Genomic DNA, 19,718 nt, shown 5'->3' with positions numbered 1-19,718 from the left:
CGGCGAGCTTCTCCAGGGCGGTGTTCGCGCCGGTGACGTAGGCCTGGTGGTGCTTGGAGTGGTGCAGCTCCATGATCCGCCCGGAGATGTGCGGCTCGAGCGCACCGTAGTCGTAGGACAGCTCGGGCAGGGTGTAAGCGGGCATCCGGATGTACCTCCTGGTACGGACCGCCGGAGGTCGTCCGACGGTCCCTGGGCAGTGAACTGACGGTGTCCCTGCCGCCTCACGCGGGCGCTGTCGCGCCCCCGGGGCAGGAAGGACGATGACCCGCGACCTGCCCACCTGGAAGAGGGGGCTGGTCGCGGGTCATCGTCCTACTGTGCAGGAACCCGGAGGTCAGCGCTCGTCGGCGCCCTTCTCCGGCTCCACGAGGTCCCGACCGCCGCCGACGGGGGCGGTCCCGGCCTCGATCTGCTCGTGGCTCGTGCTCTCGAGGGCGTCGTGCTCACCGTGCGAGTGCGCGGCGGCGAGCTCGGCCGGCGTTACGGGCTCGATGCGGTCCTCGTAGAAGAACCGCGACAGGCGCTGGAGACGCTTGTCCTTCTTGTAGCCCTTGCGACGCACGCCGCGGGAGTCCGTCGCCGGCTCGATCTCGAGCGGGGCGTGGGCGGAGTAGTTGACCCGCAGCCAGCGCTCCTGCTCGTCGAGCGGGCGGTGGACCTCGATGTACTCGCCGTGCGCGAACCGGACGATCCGCCCGGTCTCGTGGCCGTGCAGCACGAGCTCGCGGTCCTTGCGCTGCAGCCCGAGGCAGATGCGCTTGGTGACCCAGAACGCGAACCAGGGGCCCACGAAGATCAGGATCCGGAAGGCCCAGGTGATCGTGTTGATCGACATGTGGAAGTGCGTCGCGATGAGGTCGTTCGACCCGGCGAGCGCCAGGATGATGAACGCCGTGAGGAACGCGACGCCCAGGCCGGTGCGAACCGGCACGTTGCGCGGGCGGTCGAGGACGTGGTGCTCGCGCTTGTCCTTCGTCACCGCGGACTCGAGGAACGGGTAGACGAAGAGGAACGTGAACAGCAGACCCGGCACGACGACCGCGGGGATGAGGACGTTCAGCGACAGCGTGTACCCGCCGATCACGAACTCCGTCTGCCCCGGCATGAGTCGCAAGGACCCTTCGAGGAACAGCATGTACCAGTCGGGTTGTGCTCCCGCGGAGACCGGTGACGGGTCGTAGGGGCCGTAGTTCCAGACGTTGTTGATCGCCATCGTGCCGCCCATGAGGGCGAGGATGCCGAACACGACGAAGAAGAAGCCGCCGGCCTTCGCGACGTACACGGGGAACAGCGGGAAGCCGACCACGTTGGTGTCCGTGCGGCCGCCACCCGGGTACTGCGTGTGCTTGTGGAGCACGACGAAGAACAGGTGGAGCGCGACGAGCGCGAGGATCAGGCCCGGCACCAGGAGGATGTGGACCGTGAACAGTCTCGGGATGATGTGCTCGCCCGGGAACTCGCCGCCGAAGATGAAGTACGACATGTACGAGCCGATGAGCGGGATCGCCTTGACGACGCCGTCGGTGATGCGCAGGCCGTTGCCCGACAGGACGTCGTCGGGCAGCGAGTAGCCGGAGAAGCCGGCGGCGAGGCCCATGATCATGAGCAGCATGCCGACGAGCCAGTTGACCTCGCGGGGCTTGCGGAACGCGCCCGTGAAGAACACGCGCATCATGTGCGTGACGATCGACGCCATGAAGATCAGCGCTGCCCAGTGGTGGATCTGCCGCATGAGCAGTCCGCCGCGGACCTCGAACGACATGTGCAGCGTCGACGCGAACGCGTCGGACATGAGCACGCCGTCCATGGAGGCTGGCTCGCCGTGGTAGGTCACCAGGGACATGCTCGGGACGAAGAACATCGTCAGGAAGATGCCGGTGAGGATCAGGACGACGAACGAGTAGAGCGCGATCTCGCCCAGGAGGAACGACCAGTGGTCGGGGAAGACCTTGCGCGCGAACTCCTTGACGGCGACACCGATGCCGGTGCGCTGGTCGAGGTAGTCCGCGGCCTTCCCGGCGGGGGTCGTCGGCGCGGCTGACTTCGGTGCGGCCGCCCGAGGTGCGGCGGTTCCGGTGCTGGTGGTCACTTCAGACGCTCCCAGAAGCTCGGGCCGATGGGCTCGTGGAAGTCGCTCTGCGCAACCAGGTAGCCCTCGTCATCAACGGTGATCGGCAGCTGCGGCAGGGGCCGCTTCGCGGGGCCGAAGACCACCTTGGCGCTGTCGGCCACGTCGAACGTCGACTGGTGGCACGGGCACAGCAGGTGGTGCGTCTGCTGCTCGTAGAGAGCGACGGGGCAGCCGACGTGCGTGCAGATCTTGGAGAACGCGACGATGCCGTCGTACGACCAGCTCTCCCCGGCGGGGGCCTGCTCGGACACGATGTCGCGCGGGTCGAGACGGACCAGGAGGACGACGGCCTTGGCCTTCTCCGTGATCCACTCGTGGGACTGCATCTCCTCCTGCGAGGCCTCGGGGATGACGTGGACCACCGAGCCGATGGTGACGTCGGCGGCCTTGATGGGCCGGCCCGAGGGGTCGATCGCGAGGCGCGTGCCCCGCTGCCAGAGGGTGTGCTTGAACTTGGAGACGTTCCAGTCGCCGCCGACGCTCCCGACGAGCGGGACCGCGATGGTGAGCGGGAAGAGCGCGAGGGCGGAGATGACCGCGCCCTTGAGGACGCCGCGGCGGGCGATGCCCGAGTCCTTGACGCCCGCGTCGAGCTCGGCGAGCGCGGCGGTGCGCGTCTCGGGGTCGCTCGCGATGGGGTGGCGCTCGTCCACCTTCTCGTGGTCGGACATGAGGACCTTGGCCCAGTGCACCGCGCCGAAGCCGATGCCGAGCAGGGCGAACGCGATGGCGACGCCGAGCGTCACCGTCGAGAGGCGGACGCCCGCGGTGGTCCCGTCCGGCGGGATCACGAAGTAGACGACGAGGGCGGCGATGGTGCCGATGACCGAGATCCCGAAGAGGGCGGCGACCTGACGCTCGCCGCGCTTCGACGCCTTCGGGTCGCGGTCGGCCATGCGGCTCTTGTGCTCCGGCAGACCGGGGTCCGGGAACGTGTCGAGGGTGCCGTGCTCCTCGCGGTGCCCGACCTCGCGGTGCGAGGACTCGGACGAGCGGGGGCTCTGGTAGTCGCTCACGAGGACTTCGCTCCGATCCACACTGCGGCCCCGATGAGGAGGCCCATTCCGACGATCCAGGCCCACAGGCCCTCGCTGACCGGACCGAGCGACCCGAGCGACAGACCGCCGGCGGAGCCGTCGCGCTGCTCGGCGAGGAACGCGATGACGTCCCGCTTCTCCTCGGGCGTCACGGTGGCGTCGTTGAAGACCGGCATCGACTGCGGGCCGGTGAGCATCGCCTGGTAGATGTTGCGCTCCGAGGTGTCCCACAGCGGGGGAGCGAACTTGCCCTCGGAGAGGGCACCGCCCGCACCGATCGCGTTGTGGCACATCGCGCAGTTGGTGCGGAAGACCGCGGCACCGTTGGCCGGGTCGCCCAGCGCTGCGTCGACCTGCTCGTCCGTGGGGATCGCGGGGCCGGCGCCGAGCGACGCGACGTAGGCGGCGAGCTGCGCCGTCTGCTCCTCGTCGAACTGGCGCGGCTTCTGGATGGCCTGCGGACCGTCCATCTGCATGGGCATGCGGCCGGTGGACACCTGGAAGTCGACCGACGCGGCGCCGACACCGACGAGCGAGGGCGCGGTGGCCGTGCCCTCGGCGTTCGGCCCGTGGCACGTGGCGCAGTTGGCCTGGAACAGCTTCTGGCCGGTCTCGATGTCCTCGGTGCTGGCGGTCTCGGCGTTGGCCGAAGTCGGGGCAAAGGCGGCGTAGACGCCACCGGTGACCAGCAGCGCCAGCAGCAGCAGCACGACCGGCGCGAAGCGGTGGTGTCTGCGGGCGGCGAGTGCCTTCACGAAATGATCCTCGTCTCGCAGGTGGGGGAGCAGGGGGCGGGTGGGCGGTCCGGGGCGGGCCCCGGGCGCGACGTCAGCGCAAGATGTAGATCACGAAGAAGAGCGCGATCCACACGACGTCGACGAAGTGCCAGTAGTAGGACGTCACGATGGCCGTCGTGGCCTCGTGGTGCCCGAAGTTCTTGGCCGAGAACGAGCGGCCGAGAAGGAACAGGAAGGCGATCAGGCCGCCGACGACGTGGAGGCCGTGGAACCCGGTCGTGATGTAGAAGACGGAGCCGTAGGGCGTGGAGGAGATCGACACGCCGTGCTCGACGAGCTCGGCGTACTCGAAGATCTGACCACCGATGAAGAACGCGCCCATGAGGAACGTCAGCGTCATCCACTCGTTCATCCCCCAGCGGTTCACCTGGAAGATCGAGCCGGTGCGGACGGGCTGGAAGCGCTCGGCGGCCCACACGCCCATCTGGCACGTCACCGACGACAGCACCAGGACGGTCGTGTTGATCGCCGCGAAGGTCAGGTTGAGCTTGTCCGCCTCGAGGGCCCACTCGTCGGCGGGCATCACGGCGCGGACCGTGAAGTACATGGCGAAGAGGCCGGCGAAGAACATGAGCTCGCTGGCCAGCCACACGATCGTCCCGACCGAGACGGGGTTCGGTCGGTTGACGCTCACGTGCTGATGGGCGTGGGGGGCAGCCGTTGCGGTCGACACAGGAGCCATTATGGCCGACGAACCTCAGCTTCGCGGCACGCAGACGGCAGCCCGGAGGCGGTGAATCTCACAATGTCTCCAGAGCTTCCCACGGAGACCTGCACTTGGTGACGGAAACCGTCCGAGTGCCATGAAACCCGGGCGTCCGGGACGCGGGCCAGGGCCCTTGGTCCCCGGTCCGCCGCCGGTCGGCGCGCGACCCGCCGCAGGGGTGCTGCGGAGCGCTCCGACGTGCCAAGATGCCAGTCGGGACGTGCGTCCGCCACACGCGGCGCCGCGCGCTCCCGGGCCCACCCGAGGGAACGACGAAGGCGACGGTGACGACGATGACGACGACCGTGACGACGACGCACGGGGACACGGACGTGACCCCGCGCGCGCCGCGCATCCTGCTCTACAGCGACGACGTGACCGTGCGCGAGCAGGTGCTGCTCGCCGTCGGGCGGCGGCTGGGCGCGGGGCAGCCGGAGATCGAGTGGCACGAGGTGGCCACCCCGGCGGCGGTCGTGGCGTCGGCGGACGCCGGCGGGTGGGACCTGCTGGTCCTGGACGGCGAGGCCGACAAGGCCGGGGGCATGGGTCTGTGCCGCCAGCTCAAGAACGAGATCTACGCGTGCCCGCCGGTCCTGGTCCTCACCGGCAGGCCGCAGGACGGTTGGCTAGCATCGTGGTCGCTCGCCGACGACGCGGTGCCCCGGCCGTTCGACGCGGTCGCCCTCCAGCGCGCCGTCGCCGACCTGCTGCGCGCCTCCGGCACGCGGTAGCCGACCAGGAGACCGACCAGCCGAAGGGCCACCCGTGACCGCCACCCCGCACCCTGCCGCCTCGACCACGAGCGACTCGACGGGTGCGGGGCTCACCTGGCCCGGTCTGCTCACCGAGCTCGTCGCGGGGAACGACCTCGACGCCGAGCGCACCGCGTGGGCCATGGACCAGGTCATGTCGGGCGAGGTCTCGCCCGTGAGGCTCGCGAGCTTCCTCGTCGCGCTGCGCGCGAAGGGCGAGACGGTCGCCGAGCTCACCGGTCTCGCCGACGCGATGCTCGCGCACGCGAGCCGCTTCTCCGTGGACGGGCCCGCCGTGGACATCGTCGGCACGGGCGGCGACCGCGCCCACACCGTGAACATCTCGACGATGGCGTCGCTCGTCATCGCGGGCGCGGGCGTGCGCGTCGTCAAGCACGGCAACCGCGCCGCGACGTCGTCGTCGGGCGCCGCGGACGTGCTCGAGGAGCTCGGGATCCGGCTCGACCACGGTCCCGAGCGCGTGGCGCGCATCGCGCAGGAGGCGGGGATCACCTTCTGCTTCGCCATGGTGTTCCACCCGTCGATGCGGCACGCGGGCGTCGCGCGCAAGGAGCTCGGCATCCCGACGGCGTTCAACGTGCTCGGCCCCCTGACGAACCCCGCGCAGCCGCGCGCGGCCGCGATCGGCGTGGCCGACGCCCGGATGGCGCCGCTCATCGCCGGCGTGCTCGCCGGGCGCGGCACGTCGGCGCTCGTGTTCCGCGGCGACGACGGCCTCGACGAGCTCGCGGCGACCGGCGGCGCCACGGTGTGGGAGGTGCGCGACGGCGCCGTGACGGAGCACCGCATCGACCCCGTCGCCGACCTCGCGCTGACGCCCGTCACCGTCGAGGACCTGCGGGGCGGGAACGCGGCGCACAACGCCGACGTCGCGCGGCGGTTCCTCGCGGGAGAGCCGGGCGCGGTGCGCGAGACGGTGCTGCTCAACGCGGCCGCGGGCCTCGTCGCCGACGGCACGCTGCCCGGTACCGCGGAGGGTTCGCTCGTCGAGCGGCTGCGCGCGGCCTACGACGTCGCGGCCCGCAGCGTCGACTCCGGTGCCGCGCGCGCGGCGCTCGCCCGCTGGGCTGAGGCCGCGGCGCGCGACTGACCGCCGGTCAGTCGTCGAGGCCGAGGGCGAACGCCTGCTCGAGGTCGACGTTCGAGTAGGCGCGGAACGCGATGAACGTCTCGGTGCGGACGACGCCCTGGACCTTGCTGATGCGGTCCGCGATGACGTCGGCGAGCTGGTCGTGCTCCTGGACCCGCACCATCGCGACGAGGTCCGCCTTGCCCGTCACCGAGTAGACCTCGCTGACGCCGCGCAGGTCCGCGACCTCCGACGCCACCTCGGGGATGCGTGCGGGGTCGGTGTCGATCAGGACGATGGCGGTGAGCATGGTTCCTCCGGGGACGGGTCGTCGTCAGGCGACCACTCTACGGTCGGCCCGGCCGACGCGTGGGCCAGGTCGGCGCCGTCGGCGTCCGCGTGGCGCGCGACGTGGCGGGCCGTGGCCGCGAGGTCCACGTGCGACCCGGCCGAGCGGACCGGGCACGCCCAGGGACCCGTGACGTCGACGATCCGCACCCCGGGTTCCTGGAGCCACGACAGCAGGATCTCGGCCTCGTGCGGATGGCTCGCGGGGGCCGGCGGCACGGGTGGTGCCACCGTCTCGGCCGTCGCGACGAGCGCGTGCACGAGCGGCCACGGGTCGGTGCCCGGGGCGCTGATGCCCGTCGCGGCGAGCCGCGCGTGCCGCACGACGACGACCTCCCATCCACCGGCGTCCGTCGGGCGCGCGGCGACGAGCTCGGCGCACGCGGCGAGCGGGGCGAGCCGCTGCGCGCGCGCCGCACCCGTGAGGAAGGCGCGCAGGCGCTGGGTGAGCTCGCCGGCCTGCTCGAAGCGCTCGTCGCGCGAGAGCGCCACGATGCGGCGCCCGAGCTCGGCGACCACGCGCGACGGGTCGCCCTCGAAGGCCTCGCGTGCGCCCGCCGCGACGTCGCCGTAGCCCGCGTCGCGCTCGGTCGTCGTGCACGGGGCGGAGCAGCGGCCCATCTCGGCGAGCACGCACGCCGTCGCGCCGGGCGAGGCGACGACGGGGAGACGCCGGGTGCACTGGCGCAGCGCGAAGGTGTCGTGCAGGGCGTCCACGGCGGCCTGGGCCTGGTGCCGCGAGGCGAACGGGCCGATGTGCGCCGCCGGTGCACGGACGTCGCGGACCAGCGAGAGGCGCGGGTACGCCTCGTCGGTGAGCCGGACCCACGTCATGCGCTCCGGGTGCCGTGACCGGCGGTTGTACCGCGGCGCGTGCTCGGCGATGAGGCGCAGCTCGCGGACCTGCGCCTCGAGCGGCGTCGCGCACACGACGGGCGTGACGGCGTGCGCGATGCGCACCATCTCGGTGATGCGCCCGCGCTTCTCCGAGCGCGTGAAGTACGACCGCACGCGGCGCCGGATCGACGTCGACGTGCCGACGTACAGCACCTCGTCGCCGGGGCCGCGGAAGAGGTAGACGCCGGGCGCGTCCGGTAGGCCGTCGGCGAGGTGGCGCTTGCGGCGCACGTCCTGCGGCACGGGGTCCGTCGCCCCGGCGAGGTCCTCCAGGTGCGTCACGCCGAGCGGGCCGAGGCGGCCGAGGAGCGCGTGCAGCACGTCGACGGTGGCGCGTGCGTCGGCGAGCGCGCGGTGGTCCGGCGTGACGGTGGCGCGGAAGAGGGCCGCGAGCGTCGCGAGCTTGTGGTTCGGCGCCTCGTCGCGCGTGACGACCCGCCGTGCGAGGGGCACGGTGTCGAGCACCTGGTTCCCGGGCCAGTCGTAGCCCGCGGAGCGGCACGCGGCCTTGAGGAACGAGATGTCGAACGGCGCGTTGTGCGCGACGAGCACGGCGCCGCGCGCGAACTCGAGGAAGCTGGGCAGGACGGCCTCGATGCGGGGCGCGGTGGCGACCATGGACGACGTGATGCCGGTGAGCCGGGCGACGAAGGCGGGCACGGGCACCCCGGGGTCGACGAGCGTCTGGAACTCGCCGAGCACCTCGCCGCCGCGCACCTTCACCGCGCCGATCTCCGTGATACCGGCGCCCGCGGGGGAGCCGCCGGTCGTCTCGAGGTCGACGACGACGAACGTCACCTCGTGCAGCGGCGTGCGGAGGTCCTCGAGCGTGGGCTGGACGGGGACGCCCTGCGGTGCGGACCCGGCGCGGGGGGCGGCGAGGGCGGGTCCGGACGACATGGCGGCGAGGCTAGCGAGGGCCACCGACACCGCCGCCGCGAGGTCCGTCGGCCGCCCGCCGACACGAAGGCCGGGAGCCGGGGCGCGCGTCCCCGGGCGGCATAGGGTGGGACCGAGAGAATCAGGACGATCAGGGACGAAGCGCCCGTGGTGACCCGCGGACGAGGTGCGGAGGAGGCGCGGCGCATGGTGGCCGACGGACCGGAGGACGCCCTGCCCGCGGAGCCGGACGTGCCGCCGTCGGTCCGCAGCCTCCTCGTGGCCGCCGCGGCGGACGCGCTCGGCGCGCTCGACGCGGCCCTCGTCCCGGTCGCGCTCCAACGGGTGCGGGCGTTCGCGCCCCGGCGGCGGGCGACGGCCGGCGCGGCGCCCCTGTGGCGGGCCCTGGTCGACGACGCGGGGTTCCGGCACGCGGTCGCCGCGGCCTGGTCCCGCGAGCACGACAGCGAGCCGGAGCCCGACGCCGCGCCCCCGGACGGCCTGTCCCCGGCGCAGGCGCGCGAGCGGGCGGCGGGTGCCTTCCTCCTCCGGCCCGACGGCTGGCAGGCGGAGGTGGAGCGCGCTCGCTCGCTCGACGACACCCTCCGGGCGGACCGGTCGGCCCGGGACGACGCGGCCCGCCTCCGCGTCGAGCGCGACCGGCTCGCGCGCCAGGTCGAGGAGCTCCAGGCGCGTGCCCGCGACGCCGACGCGCGCGCGGAGGCCGCGACGGCCGAGCTCGCCGCGGTACGCCGGACCGAGCGCCGGCTGCGCGCGGACGCGGACCGGGCGCGGGCCGAGGCGCGGGCCGCCGAGCGGGCGGCGCGGGGGGAGCGGGACGCCGCCGAGGCCGCGCTGCGGGACGCGCGCGAGGAACGTCGCGCGGCCGCCGTCGAACTGGCCCGGGCGCGCGCGGAGCGGGACGAGGCGCGCCGGGCGCGGACGTCGTCGGCCGACCTCGCCACGGCCCGGGCGCGGCTCCTGCTGGACACGGTGGTCGACGCGGCGGCGGGGCTCCGGCGCGAGCTCGCGCTCGGCCCGTCGACCACGACCCCGGCGGACGACGTCGCGGCCGGGCTGCCGGACGTGGCGCGTCCCCGGCCGGGCTCGCGCGGCCGCGCGGCGGACGACCCGGCTCTCGTCGACGACCTGCTGTCGGTCCCGCGGACGCACCTGGTCGTCGACGGCTACAACGTGACGAAGACGGGCTACGGCGAGCTGTCGCTCGCGGACCAGCGCGACCGCCTCCTCGCCGGCCTGCTCCGCGTGGCCGCCGCCGGCACGGAGGTCACCGTGTGCTTCGACGGCGCCGACGGCGGCCCCCGGCCGGTGCACGCCCCGCGCGGCGTGCGCGTGCTGTTCTCGTCGGGGGAGATCGCGGACGACCTCATCCGGCGCCTGGTCGCCGCCGAGCCGCCCGGGCGCCCGATCGTCGTCGTGACGAGCGACCGCGCCGTCGCCGACGACGTGCAGGCGATGGGCGCGGCGTGCGTCCCGGCCCACGCGCTCCTGGCGCGGCTCGCGCGCCGCTGACGACGCGGCCCTCCCCGGCGTGCTGCCGGGGAGGGCCGTGGTACGTGGGGCGAGGGCCCCGAGTCGTGTCAGCGGACGGGTGCAGGCCCGTCCACGTAGATCGCCTCGACGTCGGCCGCGAAGTCCTTGAGCACCTCGCTGCGCTTCACCTTGAGCGACGGCGTGAGGTAGCCGTTCTCGACCGTGAAGTCCGTCGTGAGGACCGTGAACTTGCGGATCGACTCGGCGCGGGACACCGCCTGGTTCGCGCGCGTGACCGCGGCGTCGAGGGCGGCGAGGACGTCCGGGTCCTTGGCCGCCTGCTCGACGGTCAGCGGCTCCTTGCCGTGCATGCTCGCCCAGCCGGGCAGGCCCTCCGGGTCGAGCGTCACCAGGGCGCCGATGAACGGCTTCTGGTCGCCCACGACGACGCACTGCGAGACGAGCGCGTGCGCGCGGATCCGGTCCTCGAGGACGGCGGGCGCGACGTTCTTCCCGCCCGCGGTGACGATGATCTCCTTCTTGCGCCCGGTAATGCGCAGGAAGCCGTCCTCGTCGAGCGAGCCGAGGTCACCGGTGCGGAACCAGCCGTCGACGAACGCGTCCGCGGTCGCCTGCTCGTTGTTGTGGTAGCCGCGGAAGATGTGGTCCCCGCGCAGGAGGATCTCGCCGTCCTCGGCGATCCGGGCGTCGCAGCCGGGGAGCTGCTCGCCGACGGTCCCGATCTTCGTGTTCCCGGGGCGGTTGACGCTCGTCGGTGCCGTCGACTCGGTGAGGCCGTAGCCCTCGAGGATCCGCACGCCGATGCCGCGGTAGAAGTGGCCGAGGCGCTCGCCGAGCGGCGCGCCGCCGGAGACCGCGTACTTCGCGCGGCCGCCGAGCGCGTGCCGGAGCTTCTTGAAGACGAGCGCGTCCGCGACCTTGTGCTGCAGGCGCAGCCCGATGCCCGGCCCCGACGGCTCGTCGAGCGCGCGCGAGTACGCGATCGCGGTCGCGGCGGCCCAGTGGAAGATCTTCAGCTTGCCGCCCGCGGCCGCCTTCTGCTCCGAGGAGTTGTAGACCTTCTCGAAGACGCGCGGCACCGAGAGGATGTACGTCGGCTTGAACGTGCCGAGGTCCTCGAGCAGCGTCTTGGTGTCCGGCGTGTGGCCCAGCACCGTGCCGCCGGCCACGACGAGCACGCCGATGAACCGCGCGAACACGTGGGCGAGCGGCATGAACAGCAGCGTGCGGCCGCCCGGCTCCCCGAAGACCTCGGGCACGGCGGCCACGGCGTTGACCGTGAGGGAGTAGAAGTTCTGGTGCGTGAGCTCCGCGCCCTTGGGACGGCCGGTCGTGCCGGACGTGTAGATGATCGTCGCGACGTCCGCGAGGTCGGCCAGGCCGCGCCGGCGCACGATCTCGGCGTCGTCCACGCCGGCGCCGTCGGCCGTGAGCGTGGCGATCGCGCCCGCGTCGATCGCCAGCACGTCCTGCAGGGCCGGGGCCTGGTCGCGCACCTCCTCGACCGTCGCCGCGTGGGCCTCGGTCTCCACGACGAGCAGGCGCACGTCCGCGTCCGAGAGGATCCACTGCACCTGCTCCGGGCTCGACGTCTCGTAGAGCGGCACGGGCACGGCGCCCGCCGCCCACGTCGCCCAGTCGAGCAGCGTCCACTCGTAGCGCGTGCGCGACATGATGCCCACGTGGTCGCCCGGCTGGATGCCGCGGGCGACGAGCCCCTTCGCGACGGCGACGACCTCGGCGTCGAAGTCGCGCGCGCTGAGCGCCTGCCACGCACCGTCGGCACCCGTGCGGCGCTCGACCATCGGCGCGGCCGGGTCGGCCGCGACGCGGCTCGCGAGGAGGTCGTTGAGGTTCTTCGAGGGATCGACTTCGACGATCCGTGGGGCGCTGATCTCGTCCATTCTGGCTCCAGTGGCAGTAGTCGACGGTGGGAGAACCCTACCCAGTGGCGGCGTGTGCCCGAGACCTGCCGTTGTCGGTAGGCTTCAGGTGCTGTGCGCTGCTTGCGCAACGTTTCGCGCGGGCGCGGAGTTCCGGTGGCCCGACCCGTGGCGCGGGGTCGAGGCCCCGTCGTCGTGCGTGGTCCGTGAGCGGGCGAGCACCCGCAGCGAGACCTTGCAGTCAGCGGAACCGAGCAAGTAGAGGACGGGACATGCACGCCATCGGGGTGGACATCGGCGGGACGAAGATCGCGGCCGGGGTCGTCGACGAGAAGGGCGAGATCCTCGTCCAGACGCGCCGCGACACCGAGCCCGACGACGTCGCGAGCATCGACCGCGCCATCGCCGACGTCTATGCCGAGCTCACCGCCGACCACGAGGTCGGCGCGATGGGCCTCGCGGCAGCCGGCTTCGTCAGCCCGGACCGCACCTCGGTGCTCTTCGCGCCGAACATCGCGTGGCGCGAGTACCCGCTGGCGCGCAACGTGCGCGAGCTCATCGGCGACGTCGACGTCCCGATCGTCGTGGAGAACGACGCGAACGCGGCGGGCTGGGCGGAGTTCCAGTTCGGCGTCGCGCGCGACGCGACCGACATGCTCATGCTCACGGTCGGCACGGGGCTCGGGGGCGCGATCGTCGTCGACCGCGAGCTCGTGCGCGGCAAGTGGGGCGTCGCGGCGGAGGTCGGCCACATGCGCGTCGTCCCCGGCGGGCACTACTGCGGCTGCGGCCACGAGGGCTGCTGGGAGCAGTACGCGTCCGGGCGCGCCCTCGTGCGCGACGGGCAGAACGCCCTCATCGCCCAGCCGGACCGCGCGACGCGCCTGCTCGAGATCTGTGGCGGAGACCCGGACAAGCTCAACGGCCCCCAGATCACGCAGGCCGCGCAGGAGGGCGACGACCTCGCGGTCGAGCTGCTCGCGAACCTCGGCCGCTGGATCGGCGAGGGCGCGGCGTCGGTCACGGCGCTGCTCGACCCTGAGCTCATCGTCATCGGCGGCGGCGTCGGCGCGGCGGGCGACCTCCTGCTCCAGCCGGTGCGGCGCGCGTTCGCCGACCAGCTCTCGGCGCGCGGGCACCGCCCGGAGGCGCGGATCGAGCTCGCCGAGCACGGCAACGAGGCGGGCATCGTCGGCGCCGCGGACCTCGCGCGCCGCTGACGGGCGGCGCGGGCGCGGTGCGGGGGAGGCGCGGGCGTCAGACGACGGCGCCCGGCCCCCGGTCGTCGTCCCGCCGGTGCGGCATGCGCCAGAGCAGGATCGCGAGCCCCACGAGGAAGGCGCCACCGCCCACCTGCGCGACGAGCACGGGGTACGGGCGCGCCACGACCAGCACGACGAGCAGCAGGATCGGCACGCCGACGACGAGCGCCCACGCCATCGTCAGGAGCGGGTCGCGCCCGAGGACGAGCGGCGGGTCCGGGGGCACGAAGTGGCTCTCGGCCTCCTCGAGGTCCTCGACCTCGGGCGTCGTGGGCCAGTCCCGCGGCCCCGTCGGGCGCACCCAGGGCGCCACGGGCACGGACCCGAGCACGTCGCGGCCGCTGCGCGGGGAGCCCTCGGGCGCCCCGGCCGCCGGGTCCTGCGCGGTGCGGGGGTCGTCATCGCCCGCCCGGGCGCCCGGATCTGACCGGTCGAGCTCGGACAGGTCCGCGAGCTCGGCCACGATGCCGGCCCACCGGGCGTCCACGTCGAGGGCGGGCTCGGGCGCCTCGTCGCGCGGCGCCGTCGCCTCCCCGTCGTCGGCGGCAGGGTGGTCCGCACCCGGCGCCGCGTCGTCGGGCGTGGGGTCGGGGACGTCGTCGGGCTGCGGGGAGTCCGGCTGGGCGTTCGGTGCGGCCATGGGAATCACTCTAGAGTCGGATGCACGTCCCGCGCCGGGACCCCGCGAGGAGGAACGTTGTTCTACTGGTTCATGAAGCAGGTGATGGTCGGCCCGATCCTGCGGCTCCTGTACCGTCCCTGGACGCGGGGCGTCGAGCACGTGCCGGACGAGGGCGGTGCCATCCTCGCGAGCAACCACCTCGCGGTGATCGACTCGTTCATCCTGCCGCTCGTCCTCGACCGCAAGGTCCAGTTCCTCGGCAAGTCCGACTACTTCACGGGGACGGGCGTCAAAGGCCGCCTGACCGCGGGCTTCATGCGCGGCGTCGGGACGATCCCCGTGGACCGCGCGGGCGGCAAGGCGAGCGAGGCCGCACTCGAGACGGGCCTGCGCGTCCTGCGCGAGGGCGACCTGTTCGGCATCTACCCGGAGGGCACGCGCAGCCCGGACGGACGGCTGTACCGCGGCAAGACGGGCGTCGCGCGCCTCGCGCTCGAGTCGGGCGCCCCGGTGGTCCCGGTCGCGATGGTCGGGACGAACATCGCCCAGCCGATCGGCAAGGTCATCCCCACGCCCATGCGCATCGGGGTCGTCATCGGCGAGCCGCTCGACTTCTCGCGCTACCGCGGCATGGAGAACGACCGCTTCATCCTGCGCGCCGTCGCCGACGAGATCCAGTACGCGATCATGCGGCTGTCCGGGCAGGAGTACGTCGACATCTACGCGGCCACGGCCAAGGCGCGCCTCGCGGCGGGCCACACCGAGTCCGAGGTGGCGGGCGGAGCACCCGGCGGGCGTCCCGCCCCGGACGTCCAGGTCCCGGAACCGCCGCCGGAGCCCGGCGCGGCGTCAGTAGACTGAGCGACGGCCGGTCGCGCCGGGCCCGTGCAGGGCCCGAGCCCCGTCGCCGCCACCCCGCCGGACCGCGTCCGTCCGGCCAGGATCCGTCCTACGAGAGGTTCTGAGTTCACATGTCGGTTCGTCGCGTCGCCCTCCTCACCGCGGGCGGTTTCGCCCCGTGCCTGTCCTCCGCGGTCGGGGGTCTCATCGAGCGGTACACGGAGCTCGACCCGGAGATCGAGATCATCGCCTACCAGTACGGCTACCACGGCCTGCTGACCGGCACGAAGATCGTCGTGGACTCCGAGGGGCGCAAGCAGGCGGGGATCCTGCACCGCTTCGGCGGCTCGCCGATCGGCAACTCGCGAGTCAAGCTCACCAACGCGGCCGACTGCGTCAAGCGCGGCCTCGTCCAGGAGGGCCAGGACCCGCTGCAGGTCGCCGCGGAGCAGCTCAAGGCGGACGGCGTCGACGTGCTGCACACGATCGGCGGCGACGACACGAACACGACCGCGGCCGACCTCGCCGCGTACCTCCACGAGAACGGCTACGAGCTCACGGTCGTGGGCCTGCCGAAGACGATCGACAACGACGTGATCCCGATCCGTCAGTCGCTCGGCGCGTGGACCGCCGCCGAGGAGGCCGCGGGCTTCGCCGCCAACGTCATCGGCGAGCACCGCTCGGGCCCGCGCATGCTCATCGTGCACGAGGTCATGGGGCGGCACTGCGGCTGGCTCACCGCGGCGTCCGCCGCCGAGTACCGCAAGTGGCTCGACGCCCAGGAGTGGGCCCCGGCCCTCGGCCTGACGCGCGAGCGCTGGGACGTCCACGCGGTCTTCCTGCCGGAGCTCGCGCTCGACATCGACGCCGAGGCCGAGCGCCTCAAGGCGATCATGGACGAGCAGGGCAACGTGAACATCTTCCTGTCCGAGGGCGCCGGCATGCACGAGATCGTGGCGCAGCTCGAGGCGGCGGGCGAGGAGGTCCAGCGCGACCCGTTCGGCCACGTCAAGCTCGACACGGTCAACCCGGGTCAGTGGTTCGCCAAGCAGTTCGCCGACAAGCTGGGCGCCGAGAAGGTCATGGTCCAGAAGTCCGGCTACTTCTCGCGCGCGGCCGCCGCGAACGCCGAGGACCTGCGCCTCATCAAGTCGATGACCGACCTCGCGGTCGAGTGCGCGCTGCGCGGCGAGTCGGGCGTCATCGGCCACGACGAGGAGAACGGCGACCGCCTGCGCGCCATCGAGTTCCCGCGCATCGCCGGCGGCAAGGCGTTCGACGTGTCGCAGCAGTGGTTCGGCGAGCTCCTCGAGGGCATCGGCCAGCCGCTCGTGCCCGCGGCGCCCGCGGCCCACTGACCGGCACCACCGCACCAGGAACCTCGTCAGGGGACGCCGTATGACCACCACGAGCGAGCCGGGGACCGACTCCGGGCTCGACCACTTCCGCACGCTCGTCGCGCTCCAGCAGCCGACGTGGCCGGACGAGGCGGCGCTCGACGCCGTCCGTGACCGGCTGGCGGCCTCCGCGCCGCTCGTGGTGCCGGCGGCCGCCGACACGCTGCGCTCCCGCCTGGCCGCGGCCGGGCGGGGCGAGGCGTTCCTCCTGCAGGGGGGCGACTGCGCCGAGACGTTCGCCGAGGCGAACGCCGACCGGATCCGCAACAAGATCCGCACCATCCTGCAGATGGCGGTCATCCTCACGCACGGCGCGAGCATGCCCGTCGTGAAGATGGGCCGCATGGCCGGGCAGTACGCCAAGCCGCGCAGCTCCGACTCGGAGACGCGCGACGGCGTGACCCTGCCCGCGTACCGGGGCGACATGATCAACGGGCACGCCTTCACGCCCGAGGCGCGCATCCCCGACCCGGAGCGCCTCGTCCAGGCGTACCAGATCTCCGCGGCGACGTGGAACGTCGTGCGCGCGTTCACGACCGGCGGCTTCGCGGACCTGCGCCAGGTCCACGAGTGGAACCGCGGCTTCATGCGCAACCCCGCCTACGCGCGGTACGAGCGGACGGCGTCCGAGATCGACCGCGCGATCCGCTTCATGGACGCGTGCGGCGCCGACTTCGACGCGCTGCGCACCGTCGAGTTCTTCGTCAGCCACGAGGCGCTCGTGCTGGACTACGAGCGCGCGCTCACGCGCCGCGACGCGCGCACGGGGGACGCGTACGACACCTCCGCCCACTTCCTGTGGATCGGGGAGCGCACGCGCCAGCTCGACGGCGCGCACGTCGACTTCCTCTCGCGCGTCGCGAACCCCATCGGGGTCAAGCTCGGCCCGACGACGACGCCCGACGTCGCGCTCGAGCTCGCCCGCCGTCTCAACCCCGACGACGTCGAGGGCCGCCTGACCTTCGTCACGCGCATGGGCGCGGGCAACGTGCGCGACGCGCTCCCGCCGCTCGTCGAGGCCGTCGCGCGCGCGGGCGTGCCCGTCACGTGGGTCACGGACCCCATGCACGGCAACACCATCACGTCCGCGAGCGGCTACAAGACGCGCCGGTTCGACGACGTCCTCGACGAGGTGCGCGGCTTCTTCGAGGTGCACCGCGCCGCGGGGACCGTGCCGGGCGGGCTGCACGTCGAGCTCACGGGCGACGACGTGACCGAGGTGCTGGGCGGCAGCGAGGAGATCGACGACGCAGGGCTCGCCCTGCGCTACGAGACCCTCGTCGACCCGCGCCTCAACCACCAGCAGTCGCTGGAGATGGCCTTCCAGGTCGCGGAGATGCTGCGCGGCTGAGGCCGCGGGGAGACGGCCGTCTCCCGTCGAGCACAGGGCTGTGGCCCGTCCCGTGGTCGGGGCGGGCCACAGCCGTCTGCGCGGATCGCGAGGTCAGAAGACGTTGAGGACGATGGTCGAGCCCTTGGGCGCGGTGCGCCCGTCACCGCCCGGAGGGTCCTGGGCGTAGACGATGTTGAGCGGGTGGATGCCCTGCGGGTAGCGGATCTCCACCTGGAAGCCCGCGTCCTTCAGGGCCTTCTCGGCGTCGGCGACGTTGCGGGTGCTGACGTTCGGGACCTCGACGAGCGGGGGCCCGAGCGACACCACGACGTTCACGGTGTCCTTCCGGTGGGCGTCGGAGCCCTGCTCGGGGTCCTGGCGGATCACGAGCCCTGCGCCGACGGTCTCGGAGTACTCCTCGGTGACCGCGGGGACGAGACCCTGCTCCTCGAGCGCGGCGACCGCGGCGTCCTTCGCGGATCCCGTGACCTGCGGCACGACGACGGGCGCCGGCCCGGACGAGACGGTGAGCACCACCGGCACGTCGTGCCGGATCGTGGCGCCCTCCTCGATGACGTTGCCGTCGGGGTCCTGCACGGCCATGACCTGGCCCGACGGCACCTCGTCGTGCGGCGTGGCGACGGGGTCGCCCAGCGTCAGGTCGGCGCCCTCGATCGCGGCGGTCGCCTCCTCCTGCGTCGCGCCCACGAGACCGGTCGGCACCGTGAGCATCCGCACGCCCTTCGACACGACGAGCCGCACGCTGCCGTCCTTGCGCACGTCCTCGCCGGACGCCGGGTCGGTCGCCACGACGGCGCCCTCGGGCACGGCGTCGTCGTAGCGCTCCTCGACCGTGTGGGAGAGGCCCGCGCCGTCGAGGATCGCGACGGCCTCCGGTCGCGACGCCTCGACGAGGCCGTCCGGGACCTGGGTGTAGGCGCCCGGCCCGGACGAGAACCACCACGCGGCGCCGCCGCCGACGCCCGCGAGGACGAGGAGCACGACGAGCGACCAGACGACCACGCGGCCGTGGCCGCGTCGCCGCGCCGGGGTCGGGGCAGCAGGGGGCGGCGGGCCGGGTCGCGTGGTCGGCGCGACGACGTGCCCGACGGCGAGCGGCTCGGTGAGGCCCGCGGCCTCGCGGTCGCGCAGGCTGAGCGCCGCGAGGGACGCGGTCGCGGCGGCGGACGGGTCGTCGGGCTCGGTCCGCGGGCCCGGACCCGGCGGGGGCGGCACGACGGCGGCCCCCCCGGCGGGCGGGTCGACGCGCCGCTCGAGGTCGGCCGGGTCGAGCGCCGCGCGGGTCGAGCGCACGAGCGCGAGCGCGGCGCCGGCGTCGGCCGGGCGGTCGGCGGGGTCCCGCGCCGCGAGCGCGCACAGCAGGTCGTCGACCTCGGGCGGGATCCACGGGGCGACGTCCGACGGCGGCGGCACGTCGTTGTTCACGTGCTGGAACGCGACCTGGATCGGCGTCGTGCCGGTGTGCGGGACGGTGCCGAGCAGCATCTCGTACGCGAGGATGCCCGCCGCGTAGACGTCGGTGCGGGCGTCGCACGTGCCGGTCGCGATGAGCTCGGGGGAGAGGTAGGCGACGGTCCCGAGGATCGTGCCCGTCGTCGTCGCGGTCACCTCGTTCACGGCGCGGGCGAGACCGAAGTCGGTGACCTTGAGCCGGCCCTCGGTGTCGAGCAGGACGTTCTCGGGCTTGATGTCGCGGTGCACGAGCCCCGCACGGTGGGCGGCGGCGAGCGCGTCGAGCACGTGGTCGAGCACGTCGAGCGTGCGACCCAGCGTCAGGGTGCGCTCGGTGAGCATGGTGCGGCGCAGGTTCGACCCCGCCACGTACTCCATCGTCAGGTAGCTGGTGTCGCCGTCGAGGCCCTGGTCGTACACGGCGACGAGGCCCGGGTGGGTGAGCCGGGCCGCGGCGCGCGCCTCACGGCGGAAGCGCGAGACGAAGTCGGCGCCGGACGCGCCCTCGGCGAGGTGGGGGTGCATGACCTTGAGCGCGACCTCGCGCTCGAGCCGACGGTCGATCGCGAGGTACACCGTCGCCATGCCGCCTCGCGCGATGCGCGAGACGACCTCGTACCGCCCGTCGACCAGGCGGCCGACGAGGGGATCGGTCGTCACGGTGGCCACGGGGAGAGTCTAGGTGGCCGGGTGTCACGATCCGGTGAGCACGGCGCGCACGGCGTGGGTGTCGTGTGGAGGCACGCCGTAGGC

16 protein-coding genes and 1 pseudogene are annotated in these 19,718 nt (G+C 73.4%); 7 read left to right on the top strand and 10 right to left on the bottom strand.

What is annotated here, in order from left to right; all coding sequences use genetic code 11:
• The 5 genes and pseudogenes from B9L22_RS12920 to B9L22_RS12900 form a co-directional block, all read right to left on the bottom strand.
• Positions 1-145, bottom strand: a pseudogene (locus tag B9L22_RS12920) (superoxide dismutase); the annotation flags it as partial.
• Positions 146-337: 192 nt separating this feature from the next.
• A complete protein-coding gene (locus tag B9L22_RS12915) occupies positions 338-2,092 on the bottom strand; it encodes a cytochrome bc complex cytochrome b subunit (protein WP_021481147.1) in 1,755 nt (584 codons plus the stop codon).
• Positions 2,089-3,150, bottom strand: a complete 1,062-nt coding sequence (locus tag B9L22_RS12910) for a ubiquinol-cytochrome c reductase iron-sulfur subunit (RefSeq protein ID WP_043658258.1) — start codon at positions 3,148-3,150, stop codon at positions 2,089-2,091. The genes B9L22_RS12915 and B9L22_RS12910 overlap by 4 nt, the downstream gene beginning before the upstream one ends.
• On the bottom strand, positions 3,147-3,926 hold the full coding sequence (locus B9L22_RS12905) for a c-type cytochrome (protein ID WP_021481149.1): 780 nt from the start codon (positions 3,924-3,926) through the stop codon (positions 3,147-3,149). The genes B9L22_RS12910 and B9L22_RS12905 overlap by 4 nt, the downstream gene beginning before the upstream one ends.
• Before the next feature lie 73 nt (positions 3,927-3,999).
• Entirely contained in the window at positions 4,000-4,650 is a 651-nt protein-coding gene (locus B9L22_RS12900; RefSeq protein ID WP_021481150.1) for a heme-copper oxidase subunit III, read from the bottom strand.
• Positions 4,651-4,967: 317 nt separating this feature from the next.
• On the opposite strand from B9L22_RS12900, the gene B9L22_RS12895 reads away from it, so the two are divergent.
• Both B9L22_RS12895 and trpD read left to right on the top strand, forming a co-directional pair.
• Complete coding sequence (locus B9L22_RS12895) at positions 4,968-5,405, top strand: response regulator transcription factor (RefSeq protein WP_021481151.1); 438 nt, start codon at positions 4,968-4,970, stop codon at positions 5,403-5,405.
• Positions 5,406-5,439: 34 nt separating this feature from the next.
• Positions 5,440-6,537: an anthranilate phosphoribosyltransferase gene (gene trpD, locus B9L22_RS12890; protein WP_086150636.1), complete on the top strand. Its 1,098-nt coding sequence runs from the start codon at positions 5,440-5,442 to the stop codon at positions 6,535-6,537.
• Between the two features lie 7 nt (positions 6,538-6,544).
• On the opposite strand, the gene B9L22_RS12885 is transcribed toward trpD, so the two are convergent.
• Positions 6,545-6,826 carry an Lrp/AsnC family transcriptional regulator gene (locus B9L22_RS12885; RefSeq protein ID WP_034654744.1) on the bottom strand — a complete coding sequence of 94 codons (282 nt, stop codon included), beginning with the start codon at positions 6,824-6,826 and terminating at the stop codon, positions 6,545-6,547.
• Positions 6,805-8,661 (bottom strand): DEDD exonuclease domain-containing protein, encoded by a 1,857-nt coding sequence (locus B9L22_RS12880; RefSeq protein ID WP_086150635.1) that lies wholly within the window; start codon positions 8,659-8,661, stop codon positions 6,805-6,807. The genes B9L22_RS12885 and B9L22_RS12880 overlap by 22 nt, the downstream gene beginning before the upstream one ends.
• A gap of 186 nt (positions 8,662-8,847) precedes the next feature.
• Here B9L22_RS12880 and B9L22_RS12875 point away from each other — a divergent pair, with 186 nt between their 5' ends.
• The gene (locus tag B9L22_RS12875; protein ID WP_086150634.1) at positions 8,848-10,173 is read left to right on the top strand and encodes an NYN domain-containing protein; all 1,326 of its coding nucleotides are present in this window, start codon (positions 8,848-8,850) and stop codon (positions 10,171-10,173) included.
• 68 nt (positions 10,174-10,241) lie between these two features.
• Here the strand turns inward: B9L22_RS12875 and B9L22_RS12870 are convergent, their stop codons facing one another.
• Positions 10,242-12,059 carry a long-chain fatty acid--CoA ligase gene (locus B9L22_RS12870; RefSeq protein ID WP_086150633.1) on the bottom strand — a complete coding sequence of 606 codons (1,818 nt, stop codon included), beginning with the start codon at positions 12,057-12,059 and terminating at the stop codon, positions 10,242-10,244.
• 251 nt (positions 12,060-12,310) lie between these two features.
• Here B9L22_RS12870 and B9L22_RS12865 point away from each other — a divergent pair, with 251 nt between their 5' ends.
• The gene (locus B9L22_RS12865) at positions 12,311-13,258 is read left to right on the top strand and encodes an ROK family glucokinase (protein WP_043658218.1); all 948 of its coding nucleotides are present in this window, start codon (positions 12,311-12,313) and stop codon (positions 13,256-13,258) included.
• Between the two features lie 37 nt (positions 13,259-13,295).
• Here the strand turns inward: B9L22_RS12865 and B9L22_RS12860 are convergent, their stop codons facing one another.
• Complete coding sequence (locus B9L22_RS12860) at positions 13,296-13,940, bottom strand: hypothetical protein (protein ID WP_086150632.1); 645 nt, start codon at positions 13,938-13,940, stop codon at positions 13,296-13,298.
• Positions 13,941-13,997: 57 nt separating this feature from the next.
• Between B9L22_RS12860 and B9L22_RS12855 the strand changes: the two genes are divergently transcribed.
• The 3 genes from B9L22_RS12855 (at position 13,998) to B9L22_RS12845 (ending at position 17,510) form a co-directional block, all read left to right on the top strand.
• Positions 13,998-14,783, top strand: a complete 786-nt coding sequence (locus tag B9L22_RS12855) for a 1-acyl-sn-glycerol-3-phosphate acyltransferase (RefSeq protein WP_228075234.1) — start codon at positions 13,998-14,000, stop codon at positions 14,781-14,783.
• Between the two features lie 110 nt (positions 14,784-14,893).
• A complete protein-coding gene (locus B9L22_RS12850) occupies positions 14,894-16,120 on the top strand; it encodes a pyrophosphate--fructose-6-phosphate 1-phosphotransferase (RefSeq protein ID WP_043658209.1) in 1,227 nt (408 codons plus the stop codon).
• Positions 16,121-16,160: 40 nt separating this feature from the next.
• A complete protein-coding gene (locus B9L22_RS12845) occupies positions 16,161-17,510 on the top strand; it encodes a class II 3-deoxy-7-phosphoheptulonate synthase (RefSeq protein WP_043658206.1) in 1,350 nt (449 codons plus the stop codon).
• A 93-nt stretch (positions 17,511-17,603) separates the two neighbouring features.
• Here the strand turns inward: B9L22_RS12845 and pknB are convergent, their stop codons facing one another.
• A complete protein-coding gene (gene pknB / locus B9L22_RS12840) occupies positions 17,604-19,634 on the bottom strand; it encodes a Stk1 family PASTA domain-containing Ser/Thr kinase (protein WP_086150631.1) in 2,031 nt (676 codons plus the stop codon).
• Positions 19,635-19,718: the final 84 nt, after the last annotated feature.

Origin of the sequence: Cellulosimicrobium sp. KWT-B, from assembly GCF_002127155.1 — a bacterium.
In the GTDB taxonomy this organism is placed as follows: Bacteria; Actinomycetota; Actinomycetes; order Actinomycetales; family Cellulomonadaceae; genus Cellulosimicrobium; species Cellulosimicrobium funkei.
This window is presented reverse-complemented; position numbering and strand designations above follow the sequence as displayed.

Bases quoted from the DNA above. Each gene is read 5' to 3' on its own strand.
- B9L22_RS12875 (WP_086150634.1), top strand. From the start codon at position 8,848: ATGGTGGCCGACGGACCGGAGGACGCCCTGCCCGCGGAGCCGGACGTG.
- B9L22_RS12850 (WP_043658209.1), top strand. From the start codon at position 14,894: ATGTCGGTTCGTCGCGTCGCCCTCCTCACCGCGGGCGGTTTCGCCCCG.
- B9L22_RS12900 (WP_021481150.1), bottom strand. From the start codon at position 4,650: ATGGCTCCTGTGTCGACCGCAACGGCTGCCCCCCACGCCCATCAGCAC.
- B9L22_RS12860 (WP_086150632.1), bottom strand. From the start codon at position 13,940: ATGGCCGCACCGAACGCCCAGCCGGACTCCCCGCAGCCCGACGACGTC.
- B9L22_RS12895 (WP_021481151.1), top strand. From the start codon at position 4,968: ATGACGACGACCGTGACGACGACGCACGGGGACACGGACGTGACCCCG.
- B9L22_RS12880 (WP_086150635.1), bottom strand. From the start codon at position 8,661: ATGTCGTCCGGACCCGCCCTCGCCGCCCCCCGCGCCGGGTCCGCACCG.
- B9L22_RS12885 (WP_034654744.1), bottom strand. From the start codon at position 6,826: ATGCTCACCGCCATCGTCCTGATCGACACCGACCCCGCACGCATCCCC.
- B9L22_RS12870 (WP_086150633.1), bottom strand. From the start codon at position 12,059: ATGGACGAGATCAGCGCCCCACGGATCGTCGAAGTCGATCCCTCGAAG.
- B9L22_RS12845 (WP_043658206.1), top strand. From the start codon at position 16,161: ATGACCACCACGAGCGAGCCGGGGACCGACTCCGGGCTCGACCACTTC.
- B9L22_RS12865 (WP_043658218.1), top strand. From the start codon at position 12,311: ATGCACGCCATCGGGGTGGACATCGGCGGGACGAAGATCGCGGCCGGG.